Origin of the sequence: Streptomyces roseirectus, from assembly GCF_014489635.1 — a bacterium.
Classification (GTDB): domain Bacteria; phylum Actinomycetota; class Actinomycetes; order Streptomycetales; family Streptomycetaceae; genus Streptomyces; species Streptomyces roseirectus.
In genome coordinates this window covers 4,620,339-4,639,565 of record NZ_CP060828.1, presented here as the reverse complement: position 1 = coordinate 4,639,565, position 19,227 = coordinate 4,620,339, and the positions used below count along the sequence as shown (strand labels likewise).

Annotated in this window: 25 protein-coding genes; 17 read left to right on the top strand and 8 right to left on the bottom strand. The window is 70.3% G+C overall.

The window, feature by feature from the left end; translation table 11 throughout:
• Positions 1-35: 35 nt before the first annotated feature.
• The 6 genes from IAG44_RS19255 (at position 36) to IAG44_RS19235 (ending at position 4,785) form a co-directional block, all read left to right on the top strand.
• Complete coding sequence (locus tag IAG44_RS19255; protein WP_187748330.1) at positions 36-290, top strand: MoaD/ThiS family protein; 255 nt, start codon at positions 36-38, stop codon at positions 288-290.
• 7 nt (positions 291-297) lie between these two features.
• Entirely contained in the window at positions 298-1,857 is a 1,560-nt protein-coding gene (locus IAG44_RS19250; RefSeq protein WP_187748329.1) for a hypothetical protein, read from the top strand.
• Positions 1,858-2,504: 647 nt separating this feature from the next.
• A complete protein-coding gene (locus IAG44_RS19245; RefSeq protein WP_187748328.1) occupies positions 2,505-3,236 on the top strand; it encodes an LmeA family phospholipid-binding protein in 732 nt (243 codons plus the stop codon).
• A gap of 191 nt (positions 3,237-3,427) precedes the next feature.
• Entirely contained in the window at positions 3,428-3,508 is an 81-nt protein-coding gene (locus IAG44_RS44770) for a putative leader peptide (protein WP_425508529.1), read from the top strand.
• A gap of 117 nt (positions 3,509-3,625) precedes the next feature.
• A complete protein-coding gene (locus tag IAG44_RS19240; RefSeq protein ID WP_187748327.1) occupies positions 3,626-4,465 on the top strand; it encodes a sulfurtransferase in 840 nt (279 codons plus the stop codon).
• A 32-nt stretch (positions 4,466-4,497) separates the two neighbouring features.
• Positions 4,498-4,785 carry a DUF1416 domain-containing protein gene (locus IAG44_RS19235; RefSeq protein WP_010351646.1) on the top strand — a complete coding sequence of 96 codons (288 nt, stop codon included), beginning with the start codon at positions 4,498-4,500 and terminating at the stop codon, positions 4,783-4,785.
• A 70-nt stretch (positions 4,786-4,855) separates the two neighbouring features.
• Here IAG44_RS19235 and IAG44_RS43595 read toward each other — a convergent pair whose 3' ends face one another.
• Both IAG44_RS43595 and IAG44_RS43590 read right to left on the bottom strand, forming a co-directional pair.
• The gene (locus IAG44_RS43595; protein ID WP_246561879.1) at positions 4,856-5,164 is read right to left on the bottom strand and encodes a hypothetical protein; all 309 of its coding nucleotides are present in this window, start codon (positions 5,162-5,164) and stop codon (positions 4,856-4,858) included.
• 2 nt (positions 5,165-5,166) lie between these two features.
• Positions 5,167-5,532 (bottom strand): hypothetical protein, encoded by a 366-nt coding sequence (locus tag IAG44_RS43590; protein WP_246561876.1) that lies wholly within the window; start codon positions 5,530-5,532, stop codon positions 5,167-5,169.
• A 288-nt stretch (positions 5,533-5,820) separates the two neighbouring features.
• Here IAG44_RS43590 and IAG44_RS19225 point away from each other — a divergent pair, with 288 nt between their 5' ends.
• Positions 5,821-6,081, top strand: a complete 261-nt coding sequence (locus IAG44_RS19225) for a DUF3099 domain-containing protein (protein ID WP_187748326.1) — start codon at positions 5,821-5,823, stop codon at positions 6,079-6,081.
• A gap of 3 nt (positions 6,082-6,084) precedes the next feature.
• Here the strand turns inward: IAG44_RS19225 and IAG44_RS19220 are convergent, their stop codons facing one another.
• Complete coding sequence (locus IAG44_RS19220) at positions 6,085-7,098, bottom strand: aldo/keto reductase (RefSeq protein WP_246561874.1); 1,014 nt, start codon at positions 7,096-7,098, stop codon at positions 6,085-6,087.
• 114 nt (positions 7,099-7,212) lie between these two features.
• Between IAG44_RS19220 and IAG44_RS19215 the strand changes: the two genes are divergently transcribed.
• Positions 7,213-8,100 (top strand): AraC family transcriptional regulator, encoded by an 888-nt coding sequence (locus IAG44_RS19215; RefSeq protein ID WP_187748324.1) that lies wholly within the window; start codon positions 7,213-7,215, stop codon positions 8,098-8,100.
• 5 nt (positions 8,101-8,105) lie between these two features.
• Here the strand turns inward: IAG44_RS19215 and IAG44_RS19210 are convergent, their stop codons facing one another.
• The 3 genes from IAG44_RS19210 to IAG44_RS19200 are packed head-to-tail and all read right to left on the bottom strand — an operon-like array spanning position 8,106 to position 9,155.
• Positions 8,106-8,468, bottom strand: a complete 363-nt coding sequence (locus IAG44_RS19210) for a DsrE family protein (protein WP_187748323.1) — start codon at positions 8,466-8,468, stop codon at positions 8,106-8,108.
• A gap of 34 nt (positions 8,469-8,502) precedes the next feature.
• Positions 8,503-8,763 carry a hypothetical protein gene (locus IAG44_RS19205; protein ID WP_187748322.1) on the bottom strand — a complete coding sequence of 87 codons (261 nt, stop codon included), beginning with the start codon at positions 8,761-8,763 and terminating at the stop codon, positions 8,503-8,505.
• Entirely contained in the window at positions 8,760-9,155 is a 396-nt protein-coding gene (locus tag IAG44_RS19200) for a hypothetical protein (RefSeq protein ID WP_187748321.1), read from the bottom strand. The genes IAG44_RS19205 and IAG44_RS19200 overlap by 4 nt, the downstream gene beginning before the upstream one ends.
• A 164-nt stretch (positions 9,156-9,319) precedes the next feature.
• On the opposite strand from IAG44_RS19200, the gene IAG44_RS19195 reads away from it, so the two are divergent.
• The 8 genes from IAG44_RS19195 (at position 9,320) to ygfZ (ending at position 14,983) form a co-directional block, all read left to right on the top strand.
• Entirely contained in the window at positions 9,320-10,165 is an 846-nt protein-coding gene (locus tag IAG44_RS19195) for a helix-turn-helix domain-containing protein (RefSeq protein WP_187748320.1), read from the top strand.
• Entirely contained in the window at positions 10,147-10,341 is a 195-nt protein-coding gene (locus IAG44_RS19190; protein WP_187748319.1) for a DUF397 domain-containing protein, read from the top strand. The genes IAG44_RS19195 and IAG44_RS19190 overlap by 19 nt, the downstream gene beginning before the upstream one ends.
• Positions 10,342-10,447: 106 nt before the next feature.
• A complete protein-coding gene (locus IAG44_RS19185) occupies positions 10,448-11,170 on the top strand; it encodes a hypothetical protein (protein WP_187748318.1) in 723 nt (240 codons plus the stop codon).
• Positions 11,167-11,934, top strand: a complete 768-nt coding sequence (locus IAG44_RS19180; protein ID WP_187748317.1) for a hypothetical protein — start codon at positions 11,167-11,169, stop codon at positions 11,932-11,934. Before IAG44_RS19185 ends, IAG44_RS19180 begins: the two co-directional genes overlap by 4 nt.
• On the top strand, positions 11,931-12,758 hold the full coding sequence (locus IAG44_RS19175) for a hypothetical protein (RefSeq protein WP_187748316.1): 828 nt from the start codon (positions 11,931-11,933) through the stop codon (positions 12,756-12,758). Before IAG44_RS19180 ends, IAG44_RS19175 begins: the two co-directional genes overlap by 4 nt.
• A 196-nt stretch (positions 12,759-12,954) precedes the next feature.
• On the top strand, positions 12,955-13,530 hold the full coding sequence (locus tag IAG44_RS19170) for a heme-binding beta-barrel domain-containing protein (RefSeq protein ID WP_187748315.1): 576 nt from the start codon (positions 12,955-12,957) through the stop codon (positions 13,528-13,530).
• Positions 13,531-13,546: 16 nt separating this feature from the next.
• A complete protein-coding gene (locus IAG44_RS19165) occupies positions 13,547-13,978 on the top strand; it encodes a Fur family transcriptional regulator (RefSeq protein WP_187748314.1) in 432 nt (143 codons plus the stop codon).
• A 39-nt stretch (positions 13,979-14,017) separates the two neighbouring features.
• Positions 14,018-14,983 (top strand): CAF17-like 4Fe-4S cluster assembly/insertion protein YgfZ, encoded by a 966-nt coding sequence (gene ygfZ / locus IAG44_RS19160; RefSeq protein WP_187748313.1) that lies wholly within the window; start codon positions 14,018-14,020, stop codon positions 14,981-14,983.
• 344 nt (positions 14,984-15,327) lie between these two features.
• Here the strand turns inward: ygfZ and dtd are convergent, their stop codons facing one another.
• Entirely contained in the window at positions 15,328-15,753 is a 426-nt protein-coding gene (gene dtd, locus IAG44_RS19155; RefSeq protein WP_187748312.1) for a D-aminoacyl-tRNA deacylase, read from the bottom strand.
• A 136-nt stretch (positions 15,754-15,889) separates the two neighbouring features.
• Here dtd and IAG44_RS19150 point away from each other — a divergent pair, with 136 nt between their 5' ends.
• The gene (locus IAG44_RS19150; RefSeq protein WP_187748311.1) at positions 15,890-16,405 is read left to right on the top strand and encodes an RsiG family protein; all 516 of its coding nucleotides are present in this window, start codon (positions 15,890-15,892) and stop codon (positions 16,403-16,405) included.
• Positions 16,406-16,448: 43 nt separating this feature from the next.
• Here IAG44_RS19150 and IAG44_RS19145 read toward each other — a convergent pair whose 3' ends face one another.
• Positions 16,449-19,118, bottom strand: a complete 2,670-nt coding sequence (locus tag IAG44_RS19145; RefSeq protein WP_187748310.1) for an RICIN domain-containing protein — start codon at positions 19,116-19,118, stop codon at positions 16,449-16,451.
• Between the last annotated feature and the right edge of the window lie 109 nt (positions 19,119-19,227).

The window sequence follows — 19,227 nt, the reverse complement described above, 5'->3', positions numbered from 1 at the left end:
GGATACCGATCGCTCACCGCTGTTTCGAGGAACGGATGCCAAAGGTCACCGTGCGCTACTGGGCCGCCGCGAAGGCCGCCGCCGAGGTCGCGGAGGAGCCGTACGACGCGGTGACGCTCGCGGACGCGCTCGCCGCCGTGCGCGAGCGACACCCCGGGGAACTCGTACGCGTCCTGCGCCGATGCTCCTTCCTCGTCGACGGTGACCCCGTCGGCACGCGCGCGCATGAGACGGTACGGCTGGCCGAGGGCGGCACGGTCGAGGTGCTCCCGCCGTTCGCAGGAGGATGAGTCACCGATGACCGACCAGCAGGGTCCCTACGACCCGTACGCGACGCAGTGGCCCCAGCAGGGGCAGCCGGGGCAGCAGGGCGGGCCGGGCAGACCGGGCTACGACCCCATGGACGACACCCAGCAGTGGCAGGGGCAGACCTGGGAGACGACCGTCCAGCCGTCCCTCCAGATGCCGTCGCCCGCCGAGGAGACGGCCTACCTGCCGCCCCAGCAGTCCTACGACGGCCCCCCGGACGCAGGGTATGCGGCGGCCGCCGAGCCGCCGTCCCCGTACGCCTGGCAGCAGCCCGCGCAGGGCGCGCCGACGGGCGGGTACGCGGGCGGCGGGGCGCCGGGGCAGAGCGGGGGGTACGCGCGCGAGGGCGCGGCCGCGGCGGGTGCCGCAGGTTATGCGCCCGGCGCGCACGCGGGGGCTGCCGCCGGGCCGTACGCGTCCGCCGGTGCTGCCGGTGCTGCCGGGACCGCCGGGGCCGCTGCCGGGCCGTACGCGCCTGCTGGGCATCCCGACGCGTCGTCCGGTGGGTTCGTGCCGGGCGGGGCGCAGGCGGGGCCGTACGCGTCCGGCGCGGGTGCCGGGGGCTTCGCGGCGGGGGGTGCTCAGGCCGGGGCGTACGCGCCCGCCGGGCAGGGTGTCTCGGCCGCTGGGCCGGTGGCTTCGCCCGCTGGGCCGTCGGCTCCGTCCGCCGGGGCGGCGGGCTCGGGTGTCGGACAGGGGGCGCCGTCCTTCGGCGGGGGCGAGACCTCCGCCGCGTCCTCGCAGGGCGGCGGGCCCGGGTACGGGCCTGCCACCCTCGCCGGGAACGCGCGCGTGACCGATGCTCAGCGGGCCCGGCTCGAAGGGCGCTCGCCGATCATCGAGCCCGGGATGCAGCCGGCGGCGCTGACGGCGCTGCTGGGCCTGCTGCTGGCCGGGACGGCGCCGTTCGGGATGTACGGGCTGCTGCTGCCGCTAGTCGCGCTCCAGGGCGTCACGGCGGCGGGCTGGTTCCGGCTGAACGGGATGTGGCCCGCGCGCCAGGGCATCGCGCTCGCGTTCCTGGGCGCGCTGGTCTCCGACGCGGTCCTGCTCGGCGTCGGCCAGGAGCACGCGCCCGCCGCGATCCTGGGCACGCTCGGCGTCTGGGTCCTGCTGTGCCTGATCCTCCAGCTCCGGTCCCACGCGGACCCCGACGAGCGCATGTACGGCCTCATGGCCACCGTCGCGAGCAGCGCGTTGGCGATCGTCGCGACGGGGTACCTCGGCGCCGACTCCGACGCCGTCTCCGTGGGCGCGGCCGCCGTCGCCGTGGCCATCTTCGCGCGCGCGTTGCCCCTCCCGACGCCCGCCTCCGTCGTCGTCTCCCTCCTCGCCGCCGCCGGCGCGGGCATCGCCGTCGGCGGCATGAACGACGTCGGCGCCCCGGGTGCCCTCGTCGGCGCGGGCGCAGCCGCCTGCGCCCTCATCGGCCACCGCGTCGCGAGCTACGACTACCCATCGAGGTTCGTCCACTTCACGGCAGGCGTCGCCCTCCCCCTGTCCCTCGCCGCCCCCGCGGTGTACGTCCTGGGCCGGGCGCTGGGCTAGCAACGGGGGTCGGGGCCCGCCACAAGGCAGGCCCCGGGCTGAGTGCCGGCGCGCCCACGCGCGTACCGGCGCTGGCGCGGCGTGCGCCCCGGCGGAGGCCCTGCTCCTGGCTGAGGCCCCGCCCTGGCTGCGGACCGGCCTCGTGCGGGGGGGCCTCATGCCGGGGCGGCGGAGTTGCCGGTGCCTCGGCGCGTGCGCGCGCGCCGTTCCGGAGCGGTGGTCCCGGGCTGTGGGCCAGTGCGCACCCACGCTCACACCGGTGCCCGCGCGGCGGCGCTCGGCGAAGGCCGACAGGCTGGCGAAGCGTCGGCCACGCGCGCGTGTGTGCCTCCTCATTCGGGCCTGTCCGCGCCGCCGTTTGCCCCCCGAGGCCGGCCCGCGTGTACGCGGTTATCCCAAGGGCTGCACAGTTCCCGCGCGTGATGCAGCCGACCCACCCGTGCGTGCCCGGTGACCCCGGCCGCCTCGGGCCCCCGCCACCCGGCGTACCTGCGCCGAGCCCCCCGTACCGCTCGCCCCACCCCTCCCCACTGTCACAACTGCTCGACAGTCTCCGGGGCACCTCACCCCAGAGAGTTACGGTGGGTGGCCGTAAGGGCTAGGGGTCCTCAGGGTCCCGGTCAGCACTCTTTGGGGGAACCACTGCAATGCGCGGCCTTCGCATACTTCTGATCGTTGTTGTTGTCCTGGGCGGGTTGTTCGTGCTGGCCGACCGGCTGGCGGTGAACTTCGCCGAGGGGGAGGCCGCGGACAAGCTGAGGGTGAACGAGGGGCTGGCGGCGACGCCGGACGTGTCGATCAAGGGGTTCCCGTTCCTGACGCAGGCGCTCGGCGGGCAGCTCGACGACGTCGAGGTCGGGATCAAGCAGTACGACGCGGCGACGGGGACCAGCAGCGGGACGATCAGGATCGACGACCTGAAGGCGAGCATGAAGGGCGTCGACTTCGACTCCAGCTTCAGCTCGGCGACGGCCTCGTCCGCGAGCGGCACCGCCAGCATCTCCTACGCCGAGCTGCTGAAGGCCGCGAAGTCCGAGCCGACGCAGATCATCCAGGGCGTCGACGCCGAGGTGGTCGGGCTGTCCGACGGAGGCAACGGGAAGATCAAGGTGGACGTCCAGATCGACGCGTTCGGCCAGAAGGCGCCCGCGTCCGTGCTGAGCACCGTGACCGTCGACGGTGACACGGTGAAGGTGCGCGCCGACACGCTGCCCAGCTTCGGGGGCGTCGACGCCGCCGAGGGCGAGGTCCGGAAGATCACCGACTTCGAGCAGCGGATCGAGAACCTGCCGGGCGGCATCAAGCTGGACAAGGTGGTCCCGGCGCGGAACGGCGTGGAGATCACGGTGGGCGGTTCGAACGTACGACTCGCGGGGTAGGGGTCGTACGGGGTTCTGTCCGACTGGCGAGACGGGGGCGTCCGTACCGTAGATGCGGGGCCCCTCCCGAGTACTACGGGTCCCGTCCCGTACTACTTCAGGGCTACCTGTATCTCGGCATGTGGACGATCGTATCTCGCCATACGACACACCGGTGACAGCATGCCCGATCCGTCCCTACGATCGACGGCATGAAGCGACAGGCGGATCTCACGAAGCGGCGGGCAGTAGACCTGTGCCGCGTCGCCGCCATGCTCTGTAACGCTTCCTGAACTCGCCGGCCCTGTCAGGGGCACCCGCGCGCCCGCTCCCGTATCCGCACGGCGCAGCCCGCGCGCACTCACCCGCACTTCGCACCCCCGCCGCAACTGCCCCGGAGGAGAACGAGCATGAGCCGCAGCGACGTCCTGGTAGACGCCGACTGGGTCGAGGCCAACCTCGACAACGCCGACATCGCGATCGTCGAGGTCGACGAGGACACGTCGGCCTACGAGAAGAACCACATCCGTAACGCGATCCGGATCGACTGGACGAAGGACCTCCAGGACCCGGTCCGCCGCGACTTCGTCGATCAGGCCGGTTTCGAGGCGCTGCTGTCCGCGAAGGGCATCGCCAACGACACGCTGGTCATCCTGTACGGCGGCAACAACAACTGGTTCGCGTCGTACGCCTACTGGTACTTCAAGCTGTACGGCCACGAGAACGTGAAGCTGCTCGACGGCGGCCGCAAGAAGTGGGAGCTGGACGCCCGCGAGCTGGTCGAAGAGGTCCCCACCCGGCCGACCACCGAGTACAAGGCCAAGCCGCAGAACACCGCGATCCGCGCCTTCCGTGACGACGTCGTCGCCGCGATCGGCACGCAGAACCTCGTCGACGTCCGCTCGCCCGACGAGTTCTCCGGCAAGCTGCTTGCCCCCGCGCACCTGCCGCAGGAGCAGTCGCAGCGCCCCGGCCACGTGCCGTCCGCGCGCAACATCCCGTGGTCGAAGAACGCGAACGACGACGGCACCTTCAAGTCGGACGACGAGCTGAAGGAGCTGTACGCCGAGGAGCAGGTCGACCTCGCGAAGGACACGATCGCGTACTGCCGGATCGGTGAGCGGTCCGCGCTGACCTGGTTCGTGCTGCACGAGCTGCTGGGTGTCGAGAACGTCAAGAACTACGACGGCTCCTGGACCGAGTACGGCAGCCTCGTCGGCGTCCCGATCGAGCTCGGCGCCAACAAGTAACCCGTCAGACCGACGACCTCTGGAGTATGACCATGTGTGGAGCGAAGGCCGGCGGCCCCGACGCCTCGACGATCAAGCCCGGTGAGACGACGATCCAGGGCCAGGTGACGCGGGACGGTGAGCCGGTGACCGGTTACGTCCGCCTCCTGGACTCGACCGGTGAGTTCACGGCGGAGGTCCCCACCTCCGCCACGGGCCAGTTCCGCTTCTACGCGGCCGAAGGCACCTGGACCGTCCGCGCCCTCGTCCCCGGCGCCACCGCCGACCGCACGGTCGTCGCCCAGCAGGGCGGCCTCGCCGAGGTCGCGATCGCGGTCTGACCGACGCCCGCCACGAAGGGCCGTACCCGTAGTACTCGGGTACGGCCCTTCCGGTATGACGGGATGCCCCCTAGGGGAGGCGGGGCTGGTCGCTCCGGGTGGCCGTGAGCAGCAGAGGTGCACGCGCACCGAGGCGGGCAGCGAGCTCTGCCAGGGTTTCGGCGAGCCAGCCGACGCTGTCGTACGACCAAGCTGCGAGGTCGCCCTGGAGGGTCAGGGTGTGGCGGGCCGGGCCGTCCCAGAAGGTGTCGTCGAAGGGTGGTTCGGGAGAGGTACTTCCTGAGGCGTACGACCGGAGGGTGAAGACGTTCTGCTCCAACTCGTCGAGCCGGTGCGGCAGTTGTCCGATCACCTCGTCCCGTCCGCTGCTGATGGTCACTTCTACCGCCGTCCGCGCCTCCGGGGCACCCGCCTCGTACCACTCCCTCGTCCGCATCGACGGCACGGGCGCACCGGCAACGGCCGTTCACCGCTCACGACGGCCGCCTCGACCTGGAACCACATGACCGGTTCCGGGCCCCCGGCGGCCCCGCGCGGGTGCCCGGAGCCGGCGTCGTTCATGCCCCACAGCACGTCCAGCCAGCCCATCGCCAGCGAGCGCTGGTGAAAGAGCTGGTAGGGGTCGTTCTCGGGGTCGTGCCAAGGGCGGGGTCTCTGTTCGCCGTAGAGGGCGGCGAACAGGGTTTCCGCGATCGGTGGAGACAGGGGCAGCACGGCCGGCCGCGGCTCGCCGCTTCTCTCTTCCACGCGGTTCCTCCGTCCCCGTTCGAACAACCGGCTCAGCGGACCCGGCAGTTGACGGCAGCCTGGTTCATCGGCTGCTCGGCCGTGTCGATGCAGTCATGGCGGGCCGCTCACCGGGGTGCAGCCGAGTCGCCGCGTGCGACGATGAGAATTCCCCGGGAGGTCTTGCGCAGTGGTTCAGCCATCTTTCGGGCTTTGGCTGGTGGGCCGGTCGGTGGCTTGAATCTAGGGAAGTGGGGGCGAGGGGGGTTCCGCTGAATGGGTGTGGTTCTGCGGAGTTACGCTGGGGGTATGTACGCGCGGCGGCGGCATGTGTACTTCGCCATGATGGGGAGCTGTATCGGGCTCTTCGTGCTGGCGTGGGGGGTCGTGCGGTTGTGGTCGGTGCCGGTGGCGGTGGGGATGTGTGTGGTGGCGATGGTGATTCCGCCGCTTGCCGCGATCGTGGCCAACCGGCGGGGGCCCGAGGACCGTTGGTGGGACGATCCGTCGGGGGACCCCAAGTCCGATGAGTGGTGGGACGAGTTGGACGGGAAGCGGCGGCGCCGGTAGGGGTCAGGTCCAGGTGGGCATGAGTGATTCGGGGTAGCGGGAGCCTGCGGCGCCGTGCGGGAGGACGGCGTCGATGCGGGCCAAGTCCTCGGTGGTCAGGGTGAGTTGGGCAGCCGTTACGTTCTCCTGCACGCGCGCCGCGCTGCGGGTGCCGGGGATGGGGACGATGTCGTCGCCCTGGGACAGGAGCCAGGCCAGGGCGAGTTGGGGTGCCGTCGCGCCCCTCGACTCGGCCAGGGCCGTCAACTCCCGTACGGCGGCGACGTTCTTCTCGTAGTTGCCCGGCTGCCAGCGCTCGTCCCAGCGGCGGATGTCGTCCTCGGCGTACTCGGCGGCGGGCTTCACCGTGCCGGTGAGGAAGCCGCGCCCGAGCGGCGAGTAGGGGACGAAGCCGATGCCCAACTCCCGTACGACGGGCAGGATGTCGGCCTCGACGGCGCGCTCGAAGACCGAGTACTCGGTCTGGAGGACGGAGACGGGCTGGACGGCGTGGGCGCGGCGGACGGTGTCGGGCCCGGCCTCGCTCAGGCCGAAGTACAGGACCTTGCCCTCGGCGATCAACTCGCCCACCGCGCCCGCGACTTCCTCGATCGGCACGCCGGGGTCGACCCGGTGCTGGTAGAGGACGTCGATGCGGTCGGTGCCGAGGTGGCGCAGGCTCTCCTCGGTGACCCGGCGGATGTTCTCGGGTCGGCTGTCGAGCGGGAGGTTGAGCGGGTCGGAGACGTCCGACAGGTCGAAGCCGAACTTCGTCGCGAGGAAGATCTCGTCACGGAAACCGGCGACGGCGCGGCCGAGGAGCTGTTCGTTGCTGCCGGTGCCCCAGCCGTAGAGCTCGGCGGTGTCGAAGAGAGTGACGCCCAGATCGTGGGCGCGGCGGATGGCGTCGATGCCCGCCTGCTCGTCGCCGGCGCCGTACGCCATGGTCATGCCCATGGTGCCGAGGCCGATCGCGCCGGTCTTGAGGCCCTGGGTACCGAGGGCGCGGAGAGGGAGTTTGGAAGTCTGCTGTGCCATGCCCTCGACGCTACGGACCGGGCGCCGGGGCGGCATGAGCCGTCAGCCGCATAAGATTGCCTGATCGTCTCAGCTTGCCTGATCCTCTCAGTACAGGACCTCTCAGGAGCGCGCGTGTTCGACCGACTCGGCGCCGCCATCGAGCGGCACCACACCGTTCCGGGCGCCGAAACGGCCGTCCCCCGGCTCTCGCTGGTCGTGCTGGACGGGTCGTTCCAGCCGGCGGACACGCTGTACGAGCCGCTTCTGTGCTTCGTCGCGGACGGGGAGAAACGGACGACGGCGGGGGCGCTGAGCGAGGTCGCGGGGCCTGGGGAGATCCTGCTCACCCCTATTGACCTGCCCGTCTCCATCGAACTGGTCAAGTTTCCGTACCGGTCGGTGCTGCTGAGCCTCGACATGGGGACGATCACCGAGCTGCTGATGGAGCTGGAGGACAGCGGTGCCGGGGCCGTCGGGCCGCCGGTGCGCGGGCTGATCAAGGCGGAGATGACGCCGCAGCTCGTGGACGCCGTCACCCGGTGGGTCGAATTGCTCGATACTCCCGAGGACATCGGGCCGCTGGCCGGGCGGATCGAGGCCGAGATCCTGTACCGGGTGCTGCGCTGCGGCCTCGGGCCCGTGCTGCGGGAGTGGTGCCTGTCCGACTCGGCGGCGGCCCGGGTGCGGAAGGCCGCGCGGTGGATCCGGGAGCGGTACGACCAGCCGCTGAGCGTCGAGGAGATCGCCGCCGTCGCGCACATGAGCACGGCCTGGCTGCACCGGCACTTCAAGGAGGTCACGGGTATGACCCCGCTGAGGTATCAGAAGCGGCTGCGGATGCAGGAGGCGCGGCGGCGGCTGGTGAGCGGGGAGGAGTCCGCCGCGCAGGTCGCGCAGGCGGTGGGGTACGTGAGTGCTACGCAGTTCAGCCGGGAGTACCGGAGTACCTACGGACTACCTCCGGGGCAGGACGCCGCGAGGCTGAGGGCGGGGAGGCAGTCCGTAGGGGGGATCGCGTAGTACCCCTAGTACACGAGTGCCTGGACGTCGTCCGCCAGTGCCTCCTGGACGAAGACCTGCGCGCCGGCGATCCGGACCCCCTCGATCACGTCCTTCTCCGTGATGTCCCGGCGTGCCGCGCACTGCGTGCACAGCGTGACCTTGCCGGTGGAGAGGATCGTGTCGAGGAGGTCCGGGAGGGGGGCCGCGTGGGGGAGTTCGAACTCCGCCGCCCTGCCGGGCAGCGCGAACCACGCGGACTCGCCGGTGAGCCACAGGGAGACGTCAACGCCGCTCGCGACCGCCACCGAGGCGACGGTGAACGCCTGCGAGCAGCGTTCGGGGGCGTCGGCACCCGCGGTCACCTTGAGCACTAGCTTCTTGGCCATGCCGTGAAGCGTAGTGCGGGCCGTGGTGCGGGCCTCACACCGTCGCCGCGATCACCACGATCAGTGTCGCGACGCTGAAGGCGGTCAGGACGCCGCTCCAGAAGGTGTCGTCGGTCAGAAGTCGCCTCGCCGCGCGGCGAGTTCGGCCTCGGCGCGTCCTCTGCTGGGGGAACTCGCTTCGGACGGGGGTGAGTTGACGGTCGTTGTGAGGGGCCGGGGGTCGTGGCAGCGCGGGCGGGGGGACCGCGTACGCCGGCTGGACCTCGGTGATCTGCTCGGGGCGGGGGCGGATCACGCGGGGTCGGCCCGCGTGAGGTGCGCCTGCTTGTGGTGCTGCCTCATCAACACCCTCGCGTCCACCTGCGCGCTCAAGTCCCGCTTCTCCCCTGCCGACTTGGCCAGCAGGACCAGGTCCGCGCAGCTCGCGCAGTTCGGGTACGGCTCCGGGACGGACGTGATGTCGACGGTCGGCTCCAACAGGGGGTACTTCCGCGTCGCCTGCGCGTTCGCCGCCTTCACGCCCGCGCCGATGCGCTCGCTGTCGGTCGGGGGCCGCAGGGTGTCGGGGTCGGCCTGCCACTCGATCCCGCCGCCGACGGGGCGCAGCATCGCGTACTTGCCGGAGCGGGCCTGGAACTCCCCCACCTTGTCGGTCGTGGGGTCGTAGAGGAGGGTTCCGGGTTCCATCGGTTTGCTTCCTTTCGCCCAACATCTATACGGAATGCGGCAGTTGTACTACTCTGCGTATTCCTGGGTAGTAAGAGGATGGCCCAAGCAGGGACGCCTTCGCACCCCGGACAGACGCAAAGGCAACGCGAGATTCGTCATCGGCAGTGGGAGGGTGGAAGGCGATGCCGGCCAGGAAGACGATCACGGGGCGGAGTGGTGGGCCCAGGGCGAGGTTCGCGCAGGAGCTGAAGAAGGAGAGGGAGAGGGCGAAGGTCACCCTGAGGAGGCTGTCGCGGGAGGTGGGCTGGAACGAGACGATGCTCAACAGGATGGAGAACGGGATCATGTTGGGCGGTCCCGATGTGGTCGAAGACCTCGACACCTACTACAAGACCGGGGACAAGCTCCTGATCCTGTGGGAGTTGGCGGTCACCGACAAGAACCGGTTCAAGCGGCAGTACCGGCCGTACATGGAACTGGAGGAGAAGGCCGTAGCTCTGTGGCACTACGGGGCGACCACGCCGCCGGGCCTGCTCCAGACCGAAGGGTTCGCGCGGGCGGCGCTTATCGCCGGTGGCTACGAGGGTGAGGAGCTGGAGCGGCAGATCCAGGCCCGACTTGAACGCCAGCGCGCGCTGTTCGACCCGGAGAACCCGGTGCCGTTCCGGTCGATCATGTCGGAGGCGGTGCTGCGCAATCCGCTGGCGGACCTGGTGGAGTGGCGCAAGCAGTTGGAGTTCCTGCTGGAGGTGCTGGACCTGCCCGGCGTCTCCATTCAGGTGTTGCCGTTCGGCGTGGGGCGGCACGGTCTGGTCAACACCAACATGATGTTCTTGCAGATGGTGGACGGGACGATCGTCGCCTACGCGGAGAACGATGCACAGGGCGAACTGATCGAGGACAGCAGCAGGGTTGAGGCATTTAACCGCGCCTATGATGCCCTACGTGACTTGGCGTACAGCCCCGCCGAGACACGAAGGTTCATCATGCGTCTGCTGGAGGAATTGCCGTGCGATCCATCGACTTGAGCAGCGTCTCGTGGCGTAAGAGCAGCTACAGCAACAACGATGGCGGCGAATGCCTCGAAGTCTCCGACAGCATCCCCTCCCTCGTTCCCGTCCGGGACAGCAAAGACCCCTCTCAGGGTTCTCTCCTCTTCCCCGCCGACTCCTGGGCCGCCTTCGTCGCCGGTATCAAGTCGTAATACCTGGGGCGTACAACCAGCGCTGATACCCGTGAGTCTCCTGTGAAGCGTGCACGCCAAGTGCGCGCTTCACTTCTTTGTCCGGCTCTTCGTCCGGGGGGACTCTTTGAAACGCCGGGGCCGTACCGCCCTCCTCATCTCCACCGCCGCCTGCCTCGGGGTCCTCTCCGGGGTGTGTACGGGGTACCTCGTCCAGGCCGAGCGGTCTCCCACCCCCTTGCCGCCGCTCTCCCAGGCCGCCGTCCCGCAGGCCAAGGGCAGTTCCCCCGAGCCGCTGTCCGCCGCTCTCGACCGGCGCGTCAAAACCGACGGTGATCTGCGGAAACTGCTGGTCAGCAGGCCGAAGGGGGGCAAGGCGCTGCCGCAGGGGAGCTGGCGGGGCGAGGCCACGTGGATGTCCCTCGCCGCGTACTCCGCCACCTTCGCCGAACCGTCCAGCGTCTTCAACACCGCCGTCGAGGACGGGTTCCGCCGCGCCGTCACCACCAACTGGCTGGAGGGCGAGCGCCGTCTCGTCCGCGTGAGCCTTATCCAGTACAACCAGAGCGGCGACGTCGCCGGGGCCGCGGAGTCCGCCTCCAACGGGCAGTACTGGGCCGAGGACGAGGCCGATACCCGCGACTGGTCCCTCCCTGGTACGGGGTACCAGGGAGGGACGGTCTACGTCCACGACAGCCCCGACAACAAGGACGGGTACCTCCCCCTCTACTCCGCCGAGGCGCACGCCTGGCGCGGGGATCTGTACGTCCAGATCTACGTCTACGACACCAAGCCGATTTCCAAGTCCGCGATCATGGGGCTCGCCCAGCGGCAGATGGGGAAGCTGTGAGCGACGAGAAGCCCGTTCGCCGGCGTCGCGCCGGTGCCGTTCTCGGGGGCGCGCTGCTCGCCTCCGTCGTCCTCGCGGGCGTCGGGTACACCGTCGTCACCGTGCGCGGGGCCGATCGGGAGCCGGGGGACGTGAGCTGGGTGTTTCCCAAGCCGGCGGCGTCGGGGGGCGCCGTCGACCAGCCCGCCGCGGGGTCCCTGCGCGCGCTCTTCGTCCCCTACGGGACGGACGGGCTGCGGCCCGGACCCGACGTCGAGGACTTCGGGCACGACACCGAGTTCAACGAGCGGCAGGCCACCGCCTTGCGCGCGAACTCGCTCAAGGACATGCCCAAGAAGTACCGCGACTCCGTCGAGAAGCACCGGATCAAGAGCATGGCTCTGCGGACCTACCTCAGCAGGGAGGACTGGTTCGGCGAGAAGAGTGACCCCTACGTCGTCCAGGTGACGCTGACCCGGCTCGCCGACCGGTCCTCCGTACGCTTCGTCACCCAGGGGTATCGGGAACTCGCCGACTCCGGGGTCCTCGGGAAGGGGCCCGTCGTCAAGGGGCACAAGGACGCGCTGTGCCTCGTGCCGAAGGCGCGGGCGGGTGAGAAGGAGCCGGACGAGGAGAAGCTGACGGGCATCCAGTGCACGGCAGGGGTCGGGGACCTCGTCGTCTTCTTCAGCGCCACCGGGGCCGGTTCGCTGGACAGCGAGGGGGTCGCCGCGTTCGTGGCCGAGCAGCTTGACCGTATCGACGATCCGGGGCGTGCCGTATGAGTGAGCAGAGGGAGGCGGGGGTGGCCGAGGCCGTCGCGGACGAGGTCGTGGAGGGGGCCGTCGAGTCCCCTACGGGTATTACGGGGGCGCCCCCTGCGCGGGGGCGGCGTGTTCTGCGGGGCGTTCTGCGGTGGGGTGCCGCCGTCGTCGTCTTCGGGGTGCTCGGGGCGGGGACCGCCTACGGGATCACCCGGATGGAGCGGACCGACGTCCCCGGGCTCGCCACCGAGTCCGACGGGCGCTGGGAGTACCCGGAGGTGCAGCGGCCCGTCACCGGGTCCGACCTGCGGTCCTATGTGCTGCCCGCCCCTGAGGGCGCCGTCGAGGACACCGCGCTGCGCGGGCGTGACGGGTGGCTCGGCGTCAAGGACTTCCTCGCGGTGTACGCGTCCGCCGAGGACCGTGTCACCGTCGGGCAGTACCTCACCGACTACGGGCTGCGGCACGTCGCCGCGCGCGGCTGGACCACCCCCGACGGGACCCGTACCGCCGTCTACCTCCTGCGTCTCGACGACCCCGCCGTCACCGCCCGCCTCCGCGAGAACCTGACCGGGTACGACGACCCGGTGTACCCCGCGCGGGGGGCCACGGAGACGACGTTCGACGACGCCTTCGCCGCCGAGTCCAACGTCGCCGGGGTCGACCGGGACGCCTACGACGAGAAGCGGCCCTACGGGGCCGAGCAGCTTCGGCAGGCGTACCTCTTCGCCGGGGACGTCATGGCCGTCGTCCTCCAGTCCCGTAAGGGTTCGGCCGGGGCCGTGCCGTTCCAGCAGACCGTAGTACTCCAGAGCCAGCTGCTGGCCTCGGTACCGGGCCGATGAGTGGGGGCGGACGGGGCGGCGTAAGCTGGGGGGCGGCCTTGTGTACCTGAATCGCGCCTCCTAGGAGCACCCCGTGCTTGAAGTCTTCTTCGAAGCTCTCCTCGTCCTGGTCTGCGTCGGCGTGCTCGCGTTCGCCGGGCTGACCGTGAAGAAGCTGTACCAGGGCCAGCGCTGACCCGTCATACCAGGAAGCCAGATGATCGAGATCCCGTCCGACCTGCACAAGGACCTTCTGCCCCTCGCGTTCCTGCTCGGCGAGTGGGCCGGCGCCGGTGTGCACGACTTCCCCGGCTCCGAGAAGTGCAACTTCGGGCAGGAGGTCAGCTTCACCCAGGACGGGCGTGACTTCCTGGAGTACACCTCTCATACCTGGGTACTGGACGGCGACGGCAACAAGGTCCGCCCCCTGGAGTCCGAGCACGGCTTCTGGCGCATCGACGCCGACCGCAAGGTCGAGGTGACCATGGTCCGCGACGACGGCGTCGTCGAGATCTGGTACGGCGAGCTGGCGAAGCAGAAGCCGCAGATCGACCTCGTCACCGACGCCGTCGCCCGGACCGCGGCGTCTGCCCCTTACACCGGTGGCAAGAGGTTGTACGGGTACGTCAAGAGCGACCTCATGTGGGTCGGCGAGAAGCAGACCCCCGAGGTCGAGCTGCGCCCCTACATGTCCGCGCACCTCAAGAAGGTCGTCACCCCCGAAGAGGTCGCCCGCTGGGCCAAGGCACTTCCGCAGGACATGCCCGACGACGGGATCGCTTTCTTCAAGTAGTCCTAGACTCTCCAGTGTGGTGAGCACCGACTGGAAGAGCGACCTCAGGCAGCGTGGGTATCGGCTGACGCCGCAGCGGCAGCTTGTGTTGGAAGCCGTGGACACGCTGGAGCACGCGACCCCCGACGAGATCCTCGCGGAAGTGAGGAAGACCGCGTCGGGGGTCAATATTTCCACGGTCTACCGGACGCTGGAGCTGCTGGAAGAGTTGGGGCTGGTCAGCCATGCGCATCTCGGGCACGGGGCGCCGACTTACCATCTCGCCGACCGGCACCATCATCTGCATCTCGTGTGCCGGGACTGTGAGCGGGTGATCGAGGCGGACGTGTCCGTCGCGGCGCAGTTCACGGCGTCGCTGCGGGAGACGTTCGGGTTCGAGACCGACATGAAGCACTTCGCGATCTTCGGGCGGTGCGCGGAGTGTTCGGCCGTGGCCGACGGGCGGTGACTTTCGGGGGTTCCGTCACCCCGTCGTAGGGTTGGGAGTATGAAGAGTCCCTTGCTGTCCTTGCCCGGCGCGGTGTCCGCCGAGGGTGTGGACGACGGTGTCGCCGCCCACTACGGGGATCTGTTCCGGGAGCAGCGGGCTCTCGCCGACGGGCGGGGGTTCGTCGACCTCTCGCATCGCGGGGTGATCGCGGTGAGCGGGGACGACCGGCTCGCCTGGCTGCATCTGCTGCTCACCCAGCACGTCAGCGAGCTGCCGTCCGGGGTGGCCACCGAGGCGTTGATCCTTTCCGCGAACGGGCACATCGAGCACGCGCTGTACCTCGTCGACGACGGGGCGACCGTCTGGGCGCATGTGGAGCCCGGGACGCAGGAGGCGTTGCTCTCGTACCTGGAGTCCATGAAGTTCTTCTACCGGGTCGAGGTCGCCGACCGGACCGGGGAGTTCGGGGTGGTGCATCTGCCGGCCGGGTCCGTGGTCGAGGTGCCTGGCTCCGTGGTCGTACGGGAGACCCCCTACGGGCGGGATGTGTTCCTTCCCCGGGAGGAGCTGGAGTCGTTCGCCGCCGAGGTGGGGGACGCGGCCGGGATCCTCGCGTACGAGGCGTTCCGCGTCGAGCAGCATCGGCCCCGGGTCGGGTTCGAGACCGATCACCGGACCATCCCGCACGAGCTGGGGTGGATCGGGACCGCCGTCCATCTCCAGAAGGGGTGCTACCGGGGGCAGGAGACCGTCGCCCGCGTCCAGAACCTCGGCAAGCCTCCCCGGCGGCTCGTCTTCCTCCATCTCGACGGCAGCGAAGTGCAGTTGCCCGCGCGGGGGGCCGAGATCCGGGTCGCCACGGAGGGTGTCGACGGCCGCAAGATCGGCTTCGTCACCACCGCCGTCCGCCACCACGAACTCGGGCCCATCGCCCTCGCCCTGGTCAAGCGGAACGTGCCGGTCGATGCGGCGTTGGTCGTGGGGGAGACGGCTGCGGCGCAGGAAGTGATTGTCGAGCCTTAGGGGTGAGGCCGGCCTTGGGCTGGCCCTCAGGGGTGGGGCCCGGGTGGCTCTTCAGGGGTAGCTCGTGAGGGCTAGGGCGCCGGGGGTAGGGCTGTGGGCGGGATTCCGTGCCGGGCCGACCGTGCGGTGAGGTCGGGGCGTGCTCCTGCGGGGTGAGGGCCAGCCGGCGGGTGGTCGCCCTGGCCGGCCTCGGCGTGGATCGTGTGGGGGCCAGGGCCAGGGCCAGGGTCAGAAACACCTCGAACTGCGCGTCGTCCCGGACGTCCACGTCGATCCCCATGCCGGGGTCGTCCGTGCGCGCGTTGTGCCGGGGGTGTATTCGGGTGGGCGTGCCCGCGGGAGCCTCAGATGTCGAGCAGGACCGTGAAAGGGCCGTCGTTCGTCAGGGTTACTCGCATTTGGGCGCCGAAGTGGCCTGTTGTCACGGTTGCGCCCAGCGTACGTAGTTCCGAAACGACGGTGTCGACCAGGGGTTCGGCGAGGGTGCCGGGGGCGGCGGCGTTCCAGGTGGGGCGGCGGCCCTTGCGGGCGTCGCCGTAGAGGGTGAACTGGCTGATGACGAGGAGGGGGGCGTTGGTGTCGCTGCAGGACCGCTCGTCCGTCAGCATGCGGATCGTCCATAGTTTTCGGGCCAGTTGGGCTGCTTTCTCCTTCGTGTCGTCGTGAGTCACGCCCACCAGGACGCACAGGCCCTCGCCGGTGAACTCGCCCACCGTCTCGCCGTCGACGACGACGCTCGCGCCGTCCGCTCTCTGTACTACCGCTCGCATGCGCCCATCATGCCGGGGGCGAAAGTGGGTGTCGAAAGCCCCCATCTGGGGCCGTTCGGGGGCACTCGGTCACATAGCGGCCACTTGGGGTGGCACCATGCTTCCCACACGCCGGTCGAGGGGACGGTAGAGGCGGATGAGCACACTCAGTACATCGGGCACGCGGTACGAGGAGTACGACCTGTCCCGGCTCAGCCTGGCCGAGCTGCGCGACATGCGGCGGGACGCGCTCCGGGACGAGGCGGATCTCAGTTACGTGCGGCGGCTGTTGCAGGGGCGGATCGACATCCTGCGGGCGGAGTTGGCGTGCCGGGGGGCCGCCGTGGTGGGGGGAGTGGTGGAGCGGCTGTCGGAGATCCTGGCGGACGGACCGGCCCGGTACCGGTCGTCCGCTCGGCACGTGACGCTCGGTACCCCTCGGGGGGAGGAGTACCGGAGGCTGGCCGCGGAGATGCTGGGCGAGGTGGAGCTGTCGGACCTGTCCGCCCGCACGGACGGGGAGCTGACCGAGGCGATGGGGAGACTTGAGGGCTACGAGCAGGAGGTCTCCCGGCGTAGACAGGGGTTGCAGCGGGCGGCGGACGACTGCGGGGCGGAGATCACTCGCAGGTATCGGGAGGGTGAGGCCCAGGTGGACGACCTGCTGGGGTGAGGCGGGGAGAGGGGTGGGGCGGGTGGGGCCGCCCCGGGGTGGATCAGGAAGGGTCGCCGTACTGGAGGCCGCGGCCGTTGGTGCCGATGTAGACGCGGCCGAAGGTGTCGGGGTCGCCGGTGATGACGGCGGTGCCGGTCAGCGCGCCCCATTGGTGGGCGTTGTCGTTGACGCGGACCCAGGTGGCGGCCCGGTCGGTGGAGCGGTAGACGCCGGGGGTGTTGTTGACGGTGGCGATCACGTAGAGCGTCTGCTGGGAAGAACCCGGAGCCGGCTTGCCGAAGCCGAGGGCCGAGGCGGACTGCACCGTGGAGACCTTGGTGAAGGTACGGCCCGCGTCCGTGGAGTGCAGGAGACCGCCCGAACCACCGGAGAGCCACAGGTCACCGGCAGCGCCGGGGGTGACGGACAGACGGCCGCCGGGGAGGTTCGTGGCCCGGGGGGTGAAGGTCGCGCCCGCGTCGGTGCTGGCGTAGAGGGTGCCGTTGGACAGGGAGTAGAAGGTGCCGGAGGTGGAGCGGTCGGCTACTACTTCCGAGTTAGCCGGAAGACCCGCCGAGCGGGACCAGGTCGTACCCCTGTCGGTGGAGCGGTAGGGGGCCTGGCCGGACTCCGTCCAGACGATCGCGGAGCCGTCGGCCGAAAGAGCTACGTGGCCGCTGTCGGCGCTGGGCACCGGCTCCGACGTGAACCCGGTCCAGGTGCGGCCGCCGTCGGTGGAGTACGCGCCGTCCTGCTTGCCGCCACGGCCGACGCGGACCATCGTCGAGGGGCTGGACTGGGCGAAGTCGATGCTGGTGCTGTTGGTCATGAGGGGGTTGCTCAGGCGTCCGGTGGGCACCTTGGTCAGGGCGCCGTCGTAGTGGAAACCGCCCTGGTCACCCATGGCGGTGACGAGGGTCCCGCCGCCGGGCGGGGCGACGGCGTCCAGCAGCGCGGTCTCTTCGAGGCCCTGCGCACCGACGGTCCAGTGGCTGGTGCCGCCCGTGTCGGAGGCGTTCGCGTCCTGGCTGCGCCAGATGCCGTTGCCGGTGCCGTACAGGACGTGGCCGGAGTCGAAGGGGTCGATCGCGAGGGCCGTCATCCAGTGGCCGACGCCGGTGCCGACGTACGGGGCGGCGGAGGCGTCGCGCACGGACTTCTCGGCCAGCGCCTTCCAGGTCGAACCGCCGTCCGTCGTCCGGTAGATCTCGTCCTCGGGCCACCAGCGGTCGAGGGTCGTGACCATCACCGTGGACGGGTCACGCGGGTCGACGGCGAGGCCGGAGAAGCCGTAACTGCCTTGCGAGGGCGAGATGTTCTTCCACACGCCGGACGCGGTGTACTTCCAGACCGAGCCCGCCGTCACGCCGTTGGGGCCGAGGGCGTCGGTGTAGGTCAGGTACAGGGTGCCGTCGCCCGACAGGACGCCGTGCTGCGGGAGTTGACCGGTCGGCTGGCCGGCGACGGGCTTCCAGGTGGTGCCGCCGTCGGTGGAGCGGTACAGGGGCGCGGACTTGTCGGCCGTCCCGGCGTAGACCGTTCCGCTGCCCGCCGGGCCGTAGGTGACGAAGGTGACGGGGACGCCGTCCCGGACCGGGAAGCCCGTGACCTGACGCCAAGTCGACCCGAAGTCCGTGCTGCGCCACAGGCCGTTCTTGCGGGTGCCCAGGAGGAGGTTGGCGTGGTTCGCGGGGTCGATGACGAGGCGTTCGCCCGCGCCGCGGCCGTCCTCGTTGCCGCCGACCTTGAAGGGGAGGTCGGTGCGCTGGAAGGTGCGGCCCCGGTCGGTGGAGCGCAGGATCGCGCCGTTGCCCGCCCAGTCGTTGGTGTAGGTGCCGGCGGCGAGGTAGAGGCGGTTGGGGTCGGCGGCGTCGGTGGCCAGGGAGTCGATGCCGAGGAGGTTCCAGTCCTTCTCGCCGATCCAGTCCGTCAGGGGGAGCCACTGCTTGGCGCCGGCGTCCCAGCGGTAGGCGCCGCCCATGTCGGTGCGGGCGTAAAGGAGGTTCTTCTCACGGGAGTTGAAGACGAGGCCGGTGACGTAACCGCCGCCCACGACCTGGGCGTTCTTCCACGCGTACGGTCCGGAGGCGGACGTCTGCGTGGTGCCGGTCGAGGAGCCCGGGGTCGTCGCCGGGGTCACCTTCACCAACTTCCAGCGCTGGTTGGTGCTTCCGATGCCCGGGAACTGAATGACGGGCGTTCCCTGGGCAGTTGAGCCGCCGGAGACGTCCAGGACCTGGCCGCTCCTGCGGGAGGTGAGGGTGAAGGCACCGTTCGTCTCGTCGACGCGCCACTCCTGGGCGGTCGATGAGGAATCGGTCTGCTGAACTGCCGCCGCCGACTTGGCGGTTGAGTTGCCGGCTATGCCGAGGACCTTGCCGCTGTTGCGGTTGACGAGTTCGTAGTAACCGCCGTTTGTGGGGCGGAACTTCCACTGCTGGTTGGCGGTGTTCTGGTCGGTCCACTGCTGGATGCGGGTGCCGTCGGCGGTGGAGAAGGCGTCGACGTCCAGGGCCTTGCCGCTGCGGACGGAGATCAGGCGGTAGTAGGCCGCGGTGTCGATCGTCGCGGCCTGGGAGTCGTCCTGGGTGAACAGGAGGTAGGGGACGGCTGCGGCGGGGACGGCGAGGAGGACGGCGGTGGTGGTCCAGCGGCGGCGGTGGCGGCCCCGGGTGTGGGCGCGGGAGCGGGCGGCCCGGTGGGAGCTGGGGGTCGTCGAGGGGGTGGTCATGGGGAGGGGAGGCTCCTTGTGTGCCGTTCGGTGTGCGGTGGATCGGTGGAGGCGCTGGATCCGGCCACTGGCGTGACCGGATCCGGCTTCTCACCTGATCCGGCTCTTT